Genomic DNA, 15,597 nt, shown 5'->3' on the forward strand with positions numbered 1-15,597 from the left:
TCGTCTAAACTGCGAATTCCGCGGATTTTTAGGGATTTCGTCGAGATCGAAACGACGTTGCGGCGTACAGGACGTGGTCGCGGCTTGCGCCGCTCCTACAGATAGCCCATGTAGGAGCGGCGCAAGCCGCGCCCGCAAATTCCCACCGACCGCGAACCCGACCAAGAGCCTCGCTCAATCGAATCTCGTGTCGCAACGTCGTCCATGGCGCCATCCGAATCACGACCCTGTTCGCCCAACCCCGCACGGACCGCGGGTTCCACCCGGCAAGGATGCGCCCATTCCCGCATCCCACATCCCGAGTACGGCCCATGAGCGTCTTCGATTTGTTTTCCTCGCCGTTGCGCCCAGACTGCGCGGCCACGCAGCTGGCGGGTCTTGGGTTTCTTGTTGGCGGCGCGAATAACGGGGGACGCGGCTGGTTCGCCTTGGTTTTTGATCGGGCGGTCCCGGCTTTCGGTTCGGACGGAGGACGCGGCTGGTTCGTCTTGGTTTTTGATCGGGCGGTCCCGGCTTTTGGTTCGGACGGGGGACGCGGCTGGTGAACGTCGATAGCTTACAGAAGCGGCGCTCGTGGTTCGTCGCCGGGGACCTCAACGGCTTCTTCGGTCTGGTGGTGGACAACCTGTCCATCCTCGGCTTCATCTCCGCGGCGTTGATCGGCATCTTCGGCTTCCCGGCCGAGGTGATCTACACGCGCATGTTTCCCGGCACCGCCTTCGGCGTGCTGGTCGGCAATCTGATCTACACCTGGATGGCGCGACGGCTGGCGGCGAAAACCGGCCGCGACGACGTCACCGCGATGCCGCTGGGCCTGGACGCGCCGACCAGCATCGGCATGGCCTTGCTCGTGCTCGGTCCGGCCTTCGTCGGCTTCAAACAGGCCGGCATGGATGAGCAGGCCGCGGCGACCGCGACCTGGCAGCTCGGCATGGCCTCGCTGATCGTGATGGGCTTGCTCAAGTTCGTGCTGTCGTTCGCCGGCGATGCGGTGACGCGGTTGATTCCGCGCGCGGGTCTGCTCGGTTCGATCGCAGGCGTGGCGCTGGTGTTGATGGGCTTCTTGCCGCTGATCGAAACCTTGCGTTCGCCGATGGTCGGGTTCATGACGTTGGGGCTGTTGCTGTACGTTCTGATCGCGAAAGGGCGGCTGCCGGTGAAGTTGCCGGGTGTGTTCGTCGCGTTCGTGTTCGGGACCGCGTTGTTCTACGGCTTCGGCGCGCTCGGCTTGGGCGCGCCGGGCTTTACCTTCCCGACCGCGCAGCCGTTGAACTTCGTCCTGCCGCTGCCGACCCTGGGCTTCCTCGACGGCTTGCCCTATACCGTGCCGTACTTGCCGCTGCTGCTGCCATTCGGGCTGCTCATGGTGGTCGGCGGCATCAACGTCAGCGAAAGCGCGCGCGCGGCTGGCGATGATTATCGGACGCGCGATATCTTGCTGGCGGAGGCGTTCTCTACCTTGGTCGCCGGTTTTGTCGGCGGCGTCGCCCAGACCACGCCTTACATCGGCCAGCCGGCCTACAAGCACATGGGCGCGCGCAGCGGTTACACCTTGTTGACCGGTTTGTTCATCGGCCTGGGCGGCATTCTCGGCATCGTCTCCGGCCTGGTGCAGTGGCTGCCGCTGGCAGTGCTGGCGCCGATCATTGTCTACGTCGCGCTCGACATCACCACCCAGGCCTTCCAGGCCACGCCGAGCAGGCACGCCACCGCGATGGTGTTCGGCTTCCTGCCGTCGGTGGCCTACATGCTCGCGATCAAGACCGGCAATCCGGGCTGGATCGCGCCGGATCACCATGCTCAGCTGATGAGCGCGCTCGACGGCCACGGCCTGCCGGAACTGGCGGTGATCGTGACCTTGGGCAACGGTTTCATCATGACCTCGATGATCTGGACCTCGGCGGTCGCGGCGATGGTGGACGGCCGCCTGCGCCGGGCCGCCGGGTTCCTGCTTGCCGGCGCGGTATTGGCGTTGTTCGGCATCATCCACTCGGTCGATCCGCGCGGCGGCGTGTACCTGCCCTGGGCGCTGGAAGGGCTGCAGCGCACCATCGCCTGGCAGTTCATCGGCGCCTACATCGGCCTGGCGTTGTTGCTGGTGTTGCTGTCGTTCCAGCGCGATCCGGTACCGGCGGCGCCGCCGCAGGCTTGAGACCGCGGCGCCGCGCCCCTAAATCCTGCATTCCCCTTATCACCGGCCCACGCCATGTCCCTGCAGAACGAACTCAACGCCGTGCCCGGCGTGACCGCGCAACCGGAAGCGGCGACCCGCGACTTCGTGTTCAACCACACCATGCTGCGGATCAAGGATCCTGGGGCCTCGCTGGATTTCTACACCCGCGTGCTCGGCTTCACCCTGGTGCGCAAGCGCGATTTCGCCGAAGCCAAGTTCAGCTTGTACTTCCTGGTGCTGGTGAACGATCCGACGCAGATTCCCGCGGAAGAACCGGCGCGCGGCGAATGGTTGTTGAGCCAGCGCGGCGTGCTGGAGTTGACCCATAACCACGGCACCGAGGACGACGTGGACTTCGGCTATCACCATGGCAACAGCGAACCGCGCGGCTTCGGCCATATCTGCGTATCGGTGCCCGACGTCGAAGCCGCCTGCGCGCGTTTCGAAGCCCTCGGCGTGACGTTCCAGAAGAAGCTCACCGACGGCCGGATGAAGGACATCGCCTTCATCAAGGATCCGGACGGGTATTGGGTCGAGATTTTGCAGCCGACTTCGCGGGTCTGAGTTTCCGCCGCACCGCTTCCCCGGCGAATCCCCAAGCCACAGCGCCAGCAGTTCCCCCTTTGCAAAGGAGGCCATAGCCCGCGCTCGCTTGAAAGATTGCGCCCCAACCCGCATTGACAGGTCATTCGCGGCCCACGCGCGACACTCTCGCCCGGCCGCCACACCTTTCGGAGAACCCTCCATGCGGATGGACAAGCTCACCTCGCGCTTCCAACAGGCCCTGTCGGATGCGCAATCGCTGGCGGTCGGGCGCGATCACAGTCTCATCGAACCGGCGCATCTGCTGACCGCCTTGCTCGACCAGAGCGGCGGCAGCACCAAGCCGCTGCTGTCTCAGGCCGGCGTCAATGTGCCGCTGCTGCGCGAGCGCCTGGGCGAGGCGCTGGAAAAACTGCCCAAGGTGTCGGGCCAGGCCGGCAACGTCTCGGTCGGCAACGATCTGGCGCGCCTGCTCAACGTCACCGACAAACTGGCCCAGCAGCGCGGCGATGCCTTCATCGCCAGCGAACTGTTCCTGCTCGCCGCGCTCGAGGACGGCGGCGACGCCGGCCGCGCGCTCAAGGCCGCCGGCGCCGCCAAGGCCAAATTGGAACCGGCCATCGATAAACTGCGTGGGGGCGAGAGCGTGCAATCGGAAAACGCCGAAGAACAGCGCCAGGCGCTGGAAAAGTACTGCATCGACCTGACCGCGCGCGCCGAATCGGGCAAGCTCGATCCGGTGATCGGCCGCGATGAAGAGATTCGCCGCACCATCCAGGTGTTGCAGCGCCGGACCAAGAACAATCCGGTGCTGATCGGCGAACCCGGCGTCGGCAAGACCGCGATCGCCGAAGGTCTGGCCCAGCGCATCATCAACAATGAAGTGCCCGAGGGCCTGCGCGGCAAGCGCGTGCTCTCGCTCGACATGGGCGCGCTGATCGCCGGCGCCAAGTTCCGCGGCGAGTTCGAGGAGCGGCTCAAGGCCGTGCTCAACGATCTGGCCAAGAACGAAGGCCAGGTGATCTTGTTCATCGACGAACTGCACACCATGGTAGGCGCCGGCAAGGCCGAAGGCGCGATGGACGCCGGCAACATGCTCAAGCCGGCGCTCGCGCGCGGCGAACTGCATTGCATCGGCGCGACCACGCTCGACGAGTATCGCAAGTACGTGGAAAAGGACGCCGCGCTGGAACGCCGCTTCCAGAAGGTCTTCGTTGGCGAGCCGACGGTGGAAGACACCATCGCGATCCTGCGCGGCTTGAAGGAGCGCTACGCGGTGCACCACGGCGTGGAGATCACCGATCCGGCGATCGTCGCCGCGGCGACCTTGTCGCATCGCTATATCGCCGACCGGCAACTGCCCGACAAGGCCATCGACCTGATGGACGAGGCCGCCTCGCGCATCCGCATGGAGATCGACTCCAAGCCTGAAGAGCTCGACCGCAAGGAACGCCGGCTGATCCAGCTCAAGATCCAGCGCGAAGCGCTGAAGAAGGAGAAGGACGCCGAATCCAAGCAACGTCTGGCCGATCTGGAAGCCGAGATCGCCGTGCTGGAGCGCGAGTTCAACGACCTGGAAGAAATCTGGAAGGCCGAGAAAGCGACCTTGCAGGGCGCGACCAGGGTCAAGGAGCAGATCGAACAGGCCAAGCTCGATCTGGAAGCCGCGCAGCGCACGCAGGATTTCGCGCGCATGAGCGAGATCCAGTACGGCCGCATGCCCGAGCTGGAAAAGCAGCTCAGGGCCGCGCAGGAAGTCGAAACCAAGGGTTTCACGCTGTTGCAGGATAAGGTCACCGCCGAGGAGATCGCCGAGGTGGTCGCGCGCTGGACCGGCATCCCGGTGTCGAAGATGCTCGAAGGCGAGCGCGACAAGCTGCTGAAGATGGAACAGGCCCTGCATGCGCGCGTGGTCGGCCAGGACGAAGCGGTGCGGGTGGTGTCCGACGCGGTGCGGCGTTCGCGCGCGGGCTTGTCCGATCCCAATCGTCCGAGCGGTTCGTTCCTGTTCCTCGGCCCGACCGGCGTGGGCAAGACCGAACTGTGCAAGGCGCTGGCCGAATTCCTGTTCGACTCTTCGGATGCGATGATCCGCATCGACATGAGCGAGTTCATGGAGAAGCACGCGGTCAGCCGCCTGGTCGGCGCGCCTCCGGGCTATGTCGGCTACGAAGAGGGCGGCTATCTCACCGAAGCGGTGCGCCGCCGTCCGTACAGCGTGATCTTGCTCGACGAGGTCGAGAAGGCGCATCCGGACGTGTTCAACATCCTGTTGCAGGTGCTCGACGACGGCCGTCTGACCGACGGCCAGGGGCGCACGGTGGATTTCCGCAATACCGTGATCGTGATGACCTCGAACCTGGGCTCGCAGATGATCCAGGAACTGAATTCCGACGATACCCCGGAAAGCTATACCCAGATGAAGGCCGCGGTGATGGGCGTGGTGCAGGCGCACTTCCGTCCGGAGTTCATCAACCGGCTCGACGACATCGTGGTGTTCCATCCGCTCGACAAGAGTCAGATTCGCGAAATCGCCAAGATCCAGCTGCACGGTCTGGACAAGCGCCTGGCCGAACGCGGCTTGAAGCTGGTGTTGTCGGAGGCGGCGCTGAACCTGATCGGCAACGTCGGTTTCGACCCGGTTTACGGCGCGCGGCCGCTCAAGCGCGCGGTGCAGCAGCAGTTGGAGAATCCGCTGGCTTCGAGGATCCTCAGCGGCGGGTTCGTCAGCGGCGATACGATCCAGGTCGAGGCCGAGGCGGGGCACTTGGTGTTCCGCAAGGCTTGACGCGTTGCGTCCGCGCTGACGAAACGGCCCGCATCTGCGGGCCGTTTCGTTTTTGGCGTTGATCGCGCCGATGCGGATCGCGCGCTGCATCGCTCCCGCACGACGCCGCGCGTGATCGCTCCGCGGCGCGGCTTGCGATCAGTCGCCGCTGCGATGGCCCAGGGCGCGGCCGTTCAACGATTGCACCGGCCGACGATTGCCGCCCGGGAACTCAGCGCCGGAGAACAGCGCGCCGAACGCCGCTAGTTGTTGCAGCGACGCGGATTTACGCGTGCTCACCACATGCCAGGACACGTTCTCGCTGCATGGCGGCGTGGTCAACGAGCCCTTGAAGCGATGGATGCGTCCGGCCGGCACCAGCGAGCGCAGGTTGAACGCCGAAACGTTGCCATGCTCGCCTTCTTCGTGCGGCAGCACCGCGACCAATTTCTGCAGTTGCGCATCGGCCGCACCCTCGTCGAAGAACACGCCGACCACCGCCAGGGTGTCGTCGCTTGCGCGATGCACCAGATGCAGCTCCAGCGGGTATTGCTCGCCGTCGAGGAAATTCTCGCTCGGGGTGTGGAAATGGAACTGCACCAGCTGATAGACCTTGCTGCCGATGCTCAAGCTATTGCCGGCCGGCACCGTCGCCTGCACGGTGTGGCCGAGGTGGTCGATCGAGAATGCGGCGCTGGTTGCGTAGTGGAAACTCAACGGCGGTGCGGTAGTCGGGGCCGAACGCGCGGAAATCACGTCGATCGGCGATTGTTGGCTGCCCGAGGAGCAGGCGGCGAATGCGGGATCGAGCGCGCCCCAGCCTTCGGTGCCGTGGGCGTAGCCCCATTCGGTGGCCGCGGCGGGAGTGCACAGCAGAGCCAATGCGAGCGCACCGGCCGGAGGAAGGAATCGCAACATCGTGGTGTTGTCCTGGGTGAGGGAGTGGAGACGCTACTGCTTGATGCGGTGCACCATGCGTCGCGAATCGTTCGCCGTCGCCCAACAATTGTGATGCTCCGCGCCGTCCGCCGCGGCGGGGCGACGAACGGCAAGCGTCCGGCCGGCGCGACTTGAACTGGCTTGGTCGGAGGCCTGATCGATTCGCGGTCGGCGGCAATGAGAAGGCCCGCGCTTGCGGGCCTCTTTGTTGTGAAGTCAGTCGCGGTCGCGGCTTGCGCCGCTCCTACATGGGCTGTCTGTAGGAGCGGCGCAAGCCGCGACCGCGGAACAGGGCGTCCGGCGTTACTTCCCGCCGCCCGCCCCTTTACGCGGCACGATCCCCAAGGCCTTTTCGATCTGCGCCGGATCGAAACGCTTGCCGCCCTTGAACACCGCATCGACTTTGCGGATGTCTTCCATGTCCTTGATCGGATCGCCGTCGATCAACACCAGGTCGGCGTACTTGCCCGGTGCGATCACGCCGCGATCCTTGTCCACGCCGAGCACCTGCGACGGCGTCAGCGTCGCCAGGCGCAGCACTTCGGCGTTGGGAATGCCGGCGCGCGCGTAGATCGACAGTTCCGAGTGCAGCATGTAGCCGGCCAGCGCGTCGGTGCCCGGCATGATGGTCACGCCGGCGTCGTACAAGGCCTTGAGCAGGCGCATCATCGCGGGGAAGGATTTCGCATAGGCATCTTCTTCGCCCTTGGGCGCCTTCAGCGCGCCCCAGCTGAGATTGCGCTGGGCCTGCGGCGGCAACCGCGAGGCGACGGTCTTCAAGCCCGGCGGCGTCTTGTCCTGCGGATTGCCCGCGAACAGATCCTCTCCAATGCCCATGGTCGGATCGAGCACGGTGTGATGGCGCTTGAGGAAGGCGATGAACTCGCGCACCTCGGGCTTTTCGGGTGGGAACTCGGCGGCGTGCGCGGCGACTTCGGTGAGCCGCGCCATCGTATGCGTGTCCTGCACGCGCGGGTACATGAAGTTGAGTTCGACGAACAACAGATGCTGCAGTTCGTCGGCACCGGCTTCGATGAACTGCTTGGCCGACATGAACGCCGGTACGTGGCCGCTGTAACGCAGGCCGCGCGCGTGGGCGCGGTCGGCGATCACCGGCACCAACTCGGGTTTGAGCGAGGAATAGCTCTTGATCTGCATGTAGCCATGGTCGGCGTACCAGTCCACGGCCTTGATCGCTTCTTCCGGCGTGGCGACCAGCATCTTGGTCGGTCCGGCGTAGGGGCCGGGGCCGTCGATGAAGCCGGCGGCGAGCACACGCGGGCCGATCTCGGTGCCGGCGTCGAAGCGCTTGATCTTTTCCAGGAACGCGTCGGTGTTGTTGGCCACGTCGCGGCTGCTGGTGATGCCGTTGGCGATGTCCATCGCACCGTCGGAGTCGGAGTAATGCTTGTGCACGTCCCACAGGCCCGGCATCAGGAAGCGATCGCCGGCGTCGAACACTTCCGCGTTCGCCGGCGCTTTCAACGAGGCGTCCGGCGCGACGCGAACGATGCGTTCGTTCTCGATCAGCACGCTGGTATTCGCGGTCACCGTGAGGTCGCGCGGATCGAACAGTCGCGCGTTGCGTATCAACAGCGAGCCCTTGGGCGCGTGGGTGAGTTCGCGCGCCATGCGCAGCGCCCACTGCGCGCCCGCGCGCTCCTGGAATTCGATCAGCTTGGGCAGCGCGTCCTGGTACTCCGGCGCGATCACCGAGACCCAGCCCGAGGCGAAGATCACCGCCGCGGTGTCGCCGTTCGCGTCCAGCCAGACCGAGCCGGGCGTGTAGTCCAGGCCGGAGATGCGATACAGCGACAAGGTCCGCGGCCCGTTTTTGCCCGCCACTTCCAGGGTGCCGCCTTCCTCCAACCGAGCCTCGCCCGCGGGCAACAGGGCGAGCTTGCGGTCGGGGGCCTTGAGCAGGGCGCGCGCCAGCACGCCTTGAATTTCCGGAATCGCGTTGAGCGGCAGGAAGAATGCGGGCGTGCTCAGCGTCTTCTCGCCTTGCTCGCTGTCGTTCTTCCAACTGGCTTTGCCGCCCTGCAGGCTGAAATGTTCCTTGACCGGAACCTTCAGATAGTTATTGCCCTCGGCGTCGTACCGGGTCGGGATGCCGGCCGCATCCAGGGTCCAACGGCCGTTGATGTGATCGCCGCGGCCGCGGTCGCTGAATTGATACTCAGCTGTGGCGCTGCCGTCGGCGGCGTTGTCCACGCTCTGTTTGCCCGCGGGTTTGCCTTGCATCAGCACGGTGTGTTCGTGTTTTCCCGGCGCGGCGAGCGCGTCGGACACGGCCAGGGACAGCAACAGCGGGACGAGCGAGAGCAACAGCGGAGCGGTCATGCGCATGACGGGGCCTCGGCTTTGCGTGAAGCGGTGCGGGAAACGTCGCCTGCGTGCGGAGGTACGGCTCTGGCCGATGCGGGCGACGGCAGGCTTGGTATATAGCCGATCCCGACGGTCCGGGGATGTGCCGGAAGGACGGAAAAAGCGACGGCCCGGGTTGCGGGCCGTCGGGTCTTGCTCAGGTGGCATCGCATGCGGCGTGGGCACTCGGCCCAGCCCTCTGCGGTACGCGGGAGAGGGCGCGCTTGTTCCGCCGTGCGCTGCAGCTCAGCTCACCACTTGTAGCCCACCTTGAGGTAGGCGAACGCGCCGTTGAAGCCGAACGGCGAGGCGGTGTTGTAGGGCAGGTAGTTGCGGGTGCCGAGGACCAGCTTCTGCTCGTCGGGATACTCGTTGAGCACGTTGTCGCCGCCGACGGTGAAGTCCCAGTTGTTCAAGCGATAGGTCGCCGCCAGATCAAGCGTCCAGTCCGCGCCGAAGGTCTGATCCTGCAGCGGATCGGTCTGGTGCAGCTCGGTGAACTCGCCGTAGCGGGTGGCGGTGGCGTTGAACGACCAGTTGCCGGTCTTCCAATCGCCGGCGAGGAAGAACTTGTCCTTCGGCGCGCCCTTGGTGATGCGGCCGATCTCGGTGCGGCCGATGCGCACCGCGCTCGGGTCGATCGCGGCCAGACGCGACGGATTGGGCGCGATGTGTTCGATCTCGGTCTTGGAGTAGTTGTAGCCAAGGGTGAGGTTGAACTTACCCGACGCAAGATCCCAGGCCTGGGTCGCGATGACATCCACGCCCTGCGTCTTGGTGTCGACCGCATTGGTGAAGTAACGCCCGCCGCCGATGCCCGGATAGCCGTTGGCCTGCAGGTAATTGCGCACCGCGGTGCTGGTGAGGTTTTCCGACAGCAGAATGCGGTCGTCGACCTTGATGTGGTACGCGTCGATGGTGATGTACAAGCCGTCGGTCGGTTGCAGCACCACGCCCAGGCTGTAGTTGGTCGATTCCTCGGCCTTCAGTGCTTCCGAGCCCAGCGCGACCGCGGCCGGGTTGTCGACCCGGAAGGTACCGATTTCGTACGGGATGCCGCTGATGAAGTTGGTCGCGATCGACTGGAAGAACTGCTGCTGCAACGACGGCGCGCGGAACCCGGTCGAAGCGGTGGCGCGCAGGGCCACCTTGTCGGTGAAGGCGTAACGCGCCGACAGCTTGCCCGAGGTGGTGTCGCCGAAATCGCTGTAGCTCTCGTAGCGCGCGGCCAGGCCGGCGGAGAACTTGTCGGTGAAGTCGGCTTCCGCATCGATGTACAGCGAGTAGCTGTGGCGGTCGAAATCGCCCGCGTCGGCGGCGCGGAAACCGGAGAACACCTGTGCGCCGGGAATGACTTGGCCGTTGGGCGCCGCCACGCCGCCGTTGGCGTAGGACAGCGGTTCGCCGGCGCGCTGGCTGAATTCCTCGCCGCGCCATTCCGCGCCCCAGGCGAAGGTCACCGGGTATTGCCAGCCGAAATCGACCGGGCGGGTGAAGTCGAGGTTCAACACGTGCTGGGCGACTTCGAGCGCACCGGCGTAGAACTGCGTCGGCGAGCTCGGACCCAGGCTGCGGTTGAGGGTGTTTTCGATATCGAAGGTCAGGCCGTTGTGGCCGTAGTTGTAGCTGAAATCGATCTGGGTGCCGCCGGCGGTTTCGGTGCGCAGGCCGATCACCGCGGCGCGGTCCTTGCTGATGTTGTGGATCTGCGGCAGGAAGCCGCCCGGATAGATCGACGGGATGTTGCGCGGATCGCCGGCGAAGCGGAAATAGCCGTTGGAGAGCACGTCGCGCTTGCTGTAGCTGCCGAAGGAATAGAAGGTCAGGTAATCGGCCGGGCTGTATTCGCCGTTGTAGGAAATCGCACCGCTGTCGATCTCGGGATCGCCGTAGCGCTGTTCGACCACGCCCTGGAACGGGCGCGCGCGGTTGGTCTGGTCCTGGTGTCCGCCCTGCGCGGCCAGATGCAGCTTGCCGTTCTCGCCGAGCTTGAGGCCGGCGTCGCCCGAGAGCTGGTACTGCTTGCCGTCGCCGGCGCTGTATTGGCCGTAGCGCGCGGCGATGCTGCCGCCGTGGTCGCTGCCCTTGAGCACGATGTTGACCACGCCGGCGATGGCGTCGGAACCGTATTGCGCGGAGGCGCCGTCGCGCAGCACTTCCACGCGTTCGATCGAGGCGATCGGAATCGCGTTGAGGTCGACCGGCGACGAGCCGCGGCCCTGGCTGCCGTTGAGGTTGATCAGCGCGGTGGTGTGACGGCGCTTGCCGTTGACCAGCACCAGCACTTGATCGGGAGCGAGGCCGCGCAACTGCGCCGGACGTACCGCGTCGGTGCCGTCGGTGATCGCCGGGCGCGGGAAGTTGAGCGAAGGCAGGGCGCGCGCCAGGGCCGTGGCCAGCTCGACGGTGCCGCTGGCTTCGAGGGTTTCCGGGGTGATGATGTCGATCGGCGCGGTCGATTCGGCGACGGTGCGGTCGCTGACCCGGGTGCCGGTGACGATGACCTGGTCCAGGGTCTTGGGGTCGCCCTGCGGGGCGGTCGCGGCGTCCTGGGCGAATGCGGCGGGCGCGGCGAATGCGATCAGCAGGCCCAGGGCCAGCGGGTGAAGGGGTCCGGTGAGCGTGCGGCGAGCGTGCATGAAGACTCCTGGTGGGGGGCTGACAGCGATGTCATCCGGGTTTAACACGGTTATAACAAGTGGGTCAATAAAGCTGCCAAATCTGGCCTAACGCAAGTAATCAAAAAGTGGTAGACGCCTCGTTTTTGCAGATCGGCCAGACGCAAGGTGCCAGCGGCGCCGGCCGGGAAGCCACGCTCCCGAGCGCCAATCGAGCGCGACTCAAGCCCGACTCAAGCCCGACTTGAGCCGCTCGCGCACAAAAAAACGCCGGGTCGCGGCGATTGCGAGCCCGGCGTCCGGAAGGTGGGATGCGGCGTCGGCGCGGCGGCCGACGCGCGGGGGTCAGGCGATCAGCGCGCCTCCGTCGACATCGATCACCGTGCCGGTGACGAAGGCGTTGTCGATCGCGAACAGATAGGCCGAGGCGATCTCGTCGGCGCGGCCGACGCGGCCGACCGGAAGCTGTTCGCCGGCGCGCGCGAGCATCGACATCAGTGCGAACGGCTCCACGCCGCTGTAGCCGTCGCCGTCGGTCAGGCCCGGGCTGACCGCGTTGACCCGCATCGGCGCCAGTTCGCGCGCCATGACCTTGACGCTGGCCTCCAGCGCGGCGTTGATGACGGTCCGGGCCAGCGCGCCCGGAGTGGCCTTGCGCGCGACGATGCCGCTGGTCAGGGTCACGCTGCCGTGGCTGCTCAGATAGGGCAGGACCAATTGCACGGCCTGGATCGAGCCCCACAGCTTGCGCTCGAACGCCAGCCGCACCTCTTCCAGGTCCAGTTCGGCCAGCGGCCGGCCGGGCGCTGGCGCGCTGGCGGCGATGACCAGATGATCGATCTGGCCGGTCCGGTCGAACAGGCGGCGCAGGCTGTCGCGGTCTTCGAGCTGAGCCTGGTGGGTCTGGATCGGCGACTTGGCCAGAGGGCGCAGGGTCTCGGCGGATTCTTCGAGCCGGTCCAGGTCGCCGCAGGCCAGGATCAGCTCGCCGCGACGGCGCGACAGGCGCGCCGACACCGCGCGGCCGATCCCGGATTGGGCGCCGATGACCACGCTGCGGACGATCGGGGCGGTGCTCAAACGCAAGTCGGGGGCACTCATGGCGAATGACTCGGGTGTGCTGGGATGGCAGGCATCGTCCGCGACCGGCCCGGGAGAATGAATCAGACGCGTCTGAAATGTGCCAATACGCCTGCGCGCATGCCTGTTTGAGTCCCATACCCTGGCGTTGGCATACGGACGCACTGTTAAGATGCCCGCGCTCAAGGTGATCGCCGGCACAGTCCGGCGATTGAAACGGGAATCCGGTCGCGCGCTGGTCTGCCAACGCGCTCATGCCGGAGCTGCCCCCGCAACGGTAGGCGAGTCAACGCACCGCAATGGCCACTGTGCTCAGGCACGGGAAGGCGCGGTTCGGGAATCGGGTCCGCAGGATCGGACCGGTCGATTCCGCTCGCGAGCCCGGAGACCGGCCCAGAGCGTGAACCGACAGGCGGAGGGCCTGCGTCTCGGGGATCGTGCGCTTGCGCGTCTCTCCTGGCTGCTCTCCGCGTGTCCCGACCCTGTCTGGTCCGCGCGGGTGAGGCGCGGCCTTGGAGATTTGCCAGTGATTGCGTCCGTTGAATTCGTTTCCTCCCGCGCGACCGGCGCGGGCCCGCGGATGCGCGCGGGTTTGTCCGCGGCGTTGATGTCGGCGATGTTCGCGGCGCAGGCCGCGCCGGCCGCGGTCGACCTGGATCAGGTGGTGGTCACCGCCACGCGCACCGCGCAAACCCAGGACGCCACCCTGGCCGCGGTCACGGTGATCGACCGGGCCGAAATCGAGCGCCTGCAGCCGGCCTCGCTGCCGGATCTGCTGCGCGGCACGCCGGGCGCCTCGCTGGCCAACAACGGCGGTCCGGGCAAATCCACTTCGCTGTTCTTGCGCGGCACCGAATCGGACCACGTGCTGGTGTTGGTCGACGGCATCAAGCTCGGTTCGGCGACCAGCGGCGGCGCCTCGCTGCAGGACATTCCGGTCGAGCAGATCGAACGGGTGGAGATCGTGCGCGGCCCGTTCTCCAGTCTGTACGGTTCCGAGGCCATCGGCGGGGTGATCCAGATATTCACCCGGCGACCGCAGGGTCCGTTCGTGCCGAACTTCAGCGCGTCGATCGGCAGCAACCGGACCCATCGCGCTTCGGCCGGCGTCGCCGGCAAGGGCGAGCGCGCCTGGTACTCGATCAACGCCGCGCACGAGGACACCGACGGCATCAACGCCTGCCGCGGCAAACCCTCGCCGGGCGGCGCGGGCTGCTTCACCCATTCGCCCGATCGCGACGGCTACCGCAACAGCTCGCTGACCGCGCAGGGCGGCTACCGCTTCAACGAGCGATGGGACGCGCAAGCGCGGGTGTTCCGCGCGCAGGGCAACAACCAGTACGACGGCAGCCAGAACAATCAGGCCGACACCGTGCAGCAGGTGTTCGGCGCCAAGCTGGGATACCGGCCCAGCGATCGCGTCGCGCTGAGCTTCAATGCCGGTCAGAGCCAGGACCTGAGCGACAACTACAAGGACGGCCGGTATTCGAGCACGTTCGATACGCGCCGGCGCCTGGGTTCGGTGCAGGGGGATTTCAGCTTCGGATCCAACGTATTCAGTGGCGGCTTCGATTGGCAGCGCGACGAAGTGGAAAGCAACACCCGATACGCGCGCGATCGCCGCATCCTGCGCGGCGCGTTCGGCCAGTGGCAGGGCGATTTCGGGGCTCAGTCGCTGCAGGCCAGCCTGCGTCGCGACGACGACAGCCAGTTCGGCGGGCAAACCACCGGCAGCGTGTTGTGGGGTTGGGATTTCACCGATCGCCTGCGCGTGACCGCGAGCTACGGTACCGCGTTCAAGGCGCCGACCTTCAATGAGCTGTATTACCCCGGTTACGGCAATCCGGACTTGTCGCCGGAGACCTCGCGCAGCTTCGAACTCGGCCTGCGCGGCACCTTCGGCGAACAGCGCAAGCAGGTGTGGTCGGTCAACGCGTATCAGACCCGGATCGACGACATGATCGCCTACGACGCTTCGATCGGGCTGCCGGGCAACGTCGACCGCTCGCTCATCCGCGGCGTGGAGGCGGTGCTCGATACGCGTGTGGCGCAGTGGGATCTGCGCGCCAGCGCGACCTGGCTGGATCCGCGCAACGACAGCCGCAGCAGCTACAACGACCATCTGTTGCCGCGGCGCGCGCGGCGCAGCGCGCGGATCGATCTGGACCGCCGCTTCGAACTCGGCGCGGCCAGCGCGCTGTCGCTCGGCGCCAGCGTTTACGCCGCGGGCGAGCGCTACGACGATCTGGCCAATACCCGACGCCTGGGCGGTTATGCGCTGACCGACCTGCGTCTGGGTTACGCCTTCGACCAGGCCTGGAGCCTGCAGTTGTCGGCCAATAACCTGTTCGACCGGCATTACGAGACCGCGGCCTTCTACAATCAGCCCGGCCGCAACTATCTGCTGACCCTGCGTTACCGTCCCGCCCGCTGATACCGCGCAGCGTACGCCGGCCGCACCCGCGCGGCCGGCACCGACCGAGAGACGCCGATGAACGAGACGCCTTTGAACCAGATGTCCATGCCCGTGAAGATCAGCATGTTCGCCGTCGCGCTGACCTTGATGATCGCCACGCGTTTCCACCATTTCGGCAGCGCCTTGCACTTGCCGGATGCCTCGATGGCGGTGTTCTTCCTTGGCGGGCTGTATCTGCGCCGGCACGCGGTGTTCGCCGGGCTCCTGGTCATCGCGGTGGCGATCGATTACATCGCCATCACCGGTCGCGGGCTGAGCTTCTTCCAGCACTACTGCGTGACGCCGTCGTATGCGTTCTTGTTGGTCGCCTACGCGGTGCTGTGGTACGCCGGACGGATGTACGCGCCGCGCATGGCCGCGCGCGGACGCGCGGTCGCCGCCGGGCTGGGCGTGGCGCTGGTCGCGGCCAGTGTGTCGTTCCTGGTCTCCAACGGCGCGTTCTATTGGTTCGGCGGGCGCTATGCCGATCCGAACTGGGCCGAGTACGTCTCGCGGGTGTGGCAGTGGGGGCCGTTGTTCGTGCGGACCACGATCGCCTATATCGCGGTCGCGTTCCTGGTGCATGCGCTGATCGTGCGTTTCCTGCCCGCGCCTGCCGCCGCGCCGGCGGCCAAGGTCTGAGACCGCGGCCGCC

The 15,597-nt window shown here is 66.3% G+C and carries 10 protein-coding genes and 1 riboswitch; of the genes, 6 read left to right on the forward strand and 4 right to left on the reverse strand.

Annotated elements, in window-relative coordinates; genetic code table 11:
- The first annotated feature begins 311 nt into the window (after positions 1 to 311).
- The 4 genes from ACTOWJ_RS15425 to clpB all read left to right on the forward strand — a co-directional run bounded on the left by ACTOWJ_RS15425 (position 312) and on the right by clpB (position 5,504).
- On the forward strand, positions 312 to 545 hold the full coding sequence (locus ACTOWJ_RS15425) for a hypothetical protein (RefSeq protein WP_441335518.1): 234 nt from the start codon (positions 312 to 314) through the stop codon (positions 543 to 545).
- On the forward strand, positions 542 to 2,152 hold the full coding sequence (locus ACTOWJ_RS15430) for a hypothetical protein (protein WP_441335519.1): 1,611 nt from the start codon (positions 542 to 544) through the stop codon (positions 2,150 to 2,152). The genes ACTOWJ_RS15425 and ACTOWJ_RS15430 overlap by 4 nt, the downstream gene beginning before the upstream one ends.
- Before the next feature lie 54 nt (positions 2,153 to 2,206).
- Positions 2,207 to 2,737, forward strand: coding sequence for a lactoylglutathione lyase (gene gloA, locus ACTOWJ_RS15435; RefSeq protein ID WP_441335520.1), 531 nt, complete (start codon positions 2,207 to 2,209; stop codon positions 2,735 to 2,737).
- A gap of 181 nt (positions 2,738 to 2,918) precedes the next feature.
- Positions 2,919 to 5,504 carry an ATP-dependent chaperone ClpB gene (clpB, locus tag ACTOWJ_RS15440; RefSeq protein WP_441335521.1) on the forward strand — a complete coding sequence of 862 codons (2,586 nt, stop codon included), beginning with the start codon at positions 2,919 to 2,921 and terminating at the stop codon, positions 5,502 to 5,504.
- Positions 5,505 to 5,642: 138 nt separating this feature from the next.
- Here the strand turns inward: clpB and ACTOWJ_RS15445 are convergent, their stop codons facing one another.
- From ACTOWJ_RS15445 to ACTOWJ_RS15460, 4 genes are all read right to left on the reverse strand, one after another.
- Complete coding sequence (locus tag ACTOWJ_RS15445) at positions 5,643 to 6,401, reverse strand: carbonic anhydrase (protein ID WP_441335522.1); 759 nt, start codon at positions 6,399 to 6,401, stop codon at positions 5,643 to 5,645.
- Between the two features lie 324 nt (positions 6,402 to 6,725).
- Positions 6,726 to 8,771, reverse strand: coding sequence for an amidohydrolase family protein (locus ACTOWJ_RS15450; RefSeq protein ID WP_441335523.1), 2,046 nt, complete (start codon positions 8,769 to 8,771; stop codon positions 6,726 to 6,728).
- Positions 8,772 to 9,040: 269 nt separating this feature from the next.
- Entirely contained in the window at positions 9,041 to 11,428 is a 2,388-nt protein-coding gene (locus ACTOWJ_RS15455) for a TonB-dependent receptor plug domain-containing protein (RefSeq protein ID WP_441335524.1), read from the reverse strand.
- Positions 11,429 to 11,752: 324 nt separating this feature from the next.
- Positions 11,753 to 12,508, reverse strand: coding sequence for an SDR family oxidoreductase (locus ACTOWJ_RS15460; protein ID WP_441335525.1), 756 nt, complete (start codon positions 12,506 to 12,508; stop codon positions 11,753 to 11,755).
- A 147-nt stretch (positions 12,509 to 12,655) separates the two neighbouring features.
- Positions 12,656 to 12,898: riboswitch (cobalamin riboswitch) on the forward strand.
- Positions 12,899 to 13,067: 169 nt separating this feature from the next.
- On the opposite strand from ACTOWJ_RS15460, the gene btuB reads away from it, so the two are divergent.
- Together btuB and ACTOWJ_RS15470 are read left to right on the forward strand one after the other, a co-directional pair.
- Positions 13,068 to 14,921: a TonB-dependent vitamin B12 receptor gene (gene btuB / locus ACTOWJ_RS15465; RefSeq protein ID WP_441335780.1), complete on the forward strand. Its 1,854-nt coding sequence runs from the start codon at positions 13,068 to 13,070 to the stop codon at positions 14,919 to 14,921.
- 57 nt (positions 14,922 to 14,978) lie between these two features.
- Positions 14,979 to 15,584 (forward strand): hypothetical protein, encoded by a 606-nt coding sequence (locus ACTOWJ_RS15470; protein WP_441335526.1) that lies wholly within the window; start codon positions 14,979 to 14,981, stop codon positions 15,582 to 15,584.
- Positions 15,585 to 15,597 lie beyond the last annotated feature (13 nt).

Origin of the sequence: Lysobacter sp. CA199 (assembly GCF_052078715.1) — a bacterium.
Lineage (GTDB): Bacteria > Pseudomonadota > Gammaproteobacteria > Xanthomonadales > Xanthomonadaceae > Lysobacter.

Bases quoted from the DNA above. Each gene is read 5' to 3' on its own strand.
- ACTOWJ_RS15425 (WP_441335518.1), top strand. From the start codon at position 312: ATGAGCGTCTTCGATTTGTTTTCCTCGCCGTTGCGCCCAGACTGCGCG.
- gloA (WP_441335520.1), top strand. From the start codon at position 2,207: ATGTCCCTGCAGAACGAACTCAACGCCGTGCCCGGCGTGACCGCGCAA.
- clpB (WP_441335521.1), top strand. From the start codon at position 2,919: ATGCGGATGGACAAGCTCACCTCGCGCTTCCAACAGGCCCTGTCGGAT.
- ACTOWJ_RS15445 (WP_441335522.1), bottom strand. From the start codon at position 6,401: ATGTTGCGATTCCTTCCTCCGGCCGGTGCGCTCGCATTGGCTCTGCTG.
- ACTOWJ_RS15450 (WP_441335523.1), bottom strand. From the start codon at position 8,771: ATGCGCATGACCGCTCCGCTGTTGCTCTCGCTCGTCCCGCTGTTGCTG.
- ACTOWJ_RS15455 (WP_441335524.1), bottom strand. From the start codon at position 11,428: ATGCACGCTCGCCGCACGCTCACCGGACCCCTTCACCCGCTGGCCCTG.
- ACTOWJ_RS15460 (WP_441335525.1), bottom strand. From the start codon at position 12,508: ATGAGTGCCCCCGACTTGCGTTTGAGCACCGCCCCGATCGTCCGCAGC.
- btuB (WP_441335780.1), top strand. From the start codon at position 13,068: ATGCGCGCGGGTTTGTCCGCGGCGTTGATGTCGGCGATGTTCGCGGCG.
- ACTOWJ_RS15470 (WP_441335526.1), top strand. From the start codon at position 14,979: ATGAACGAGACGCCTTTGAACCAGATGTCCATGCCCGTGAAGATCAGC.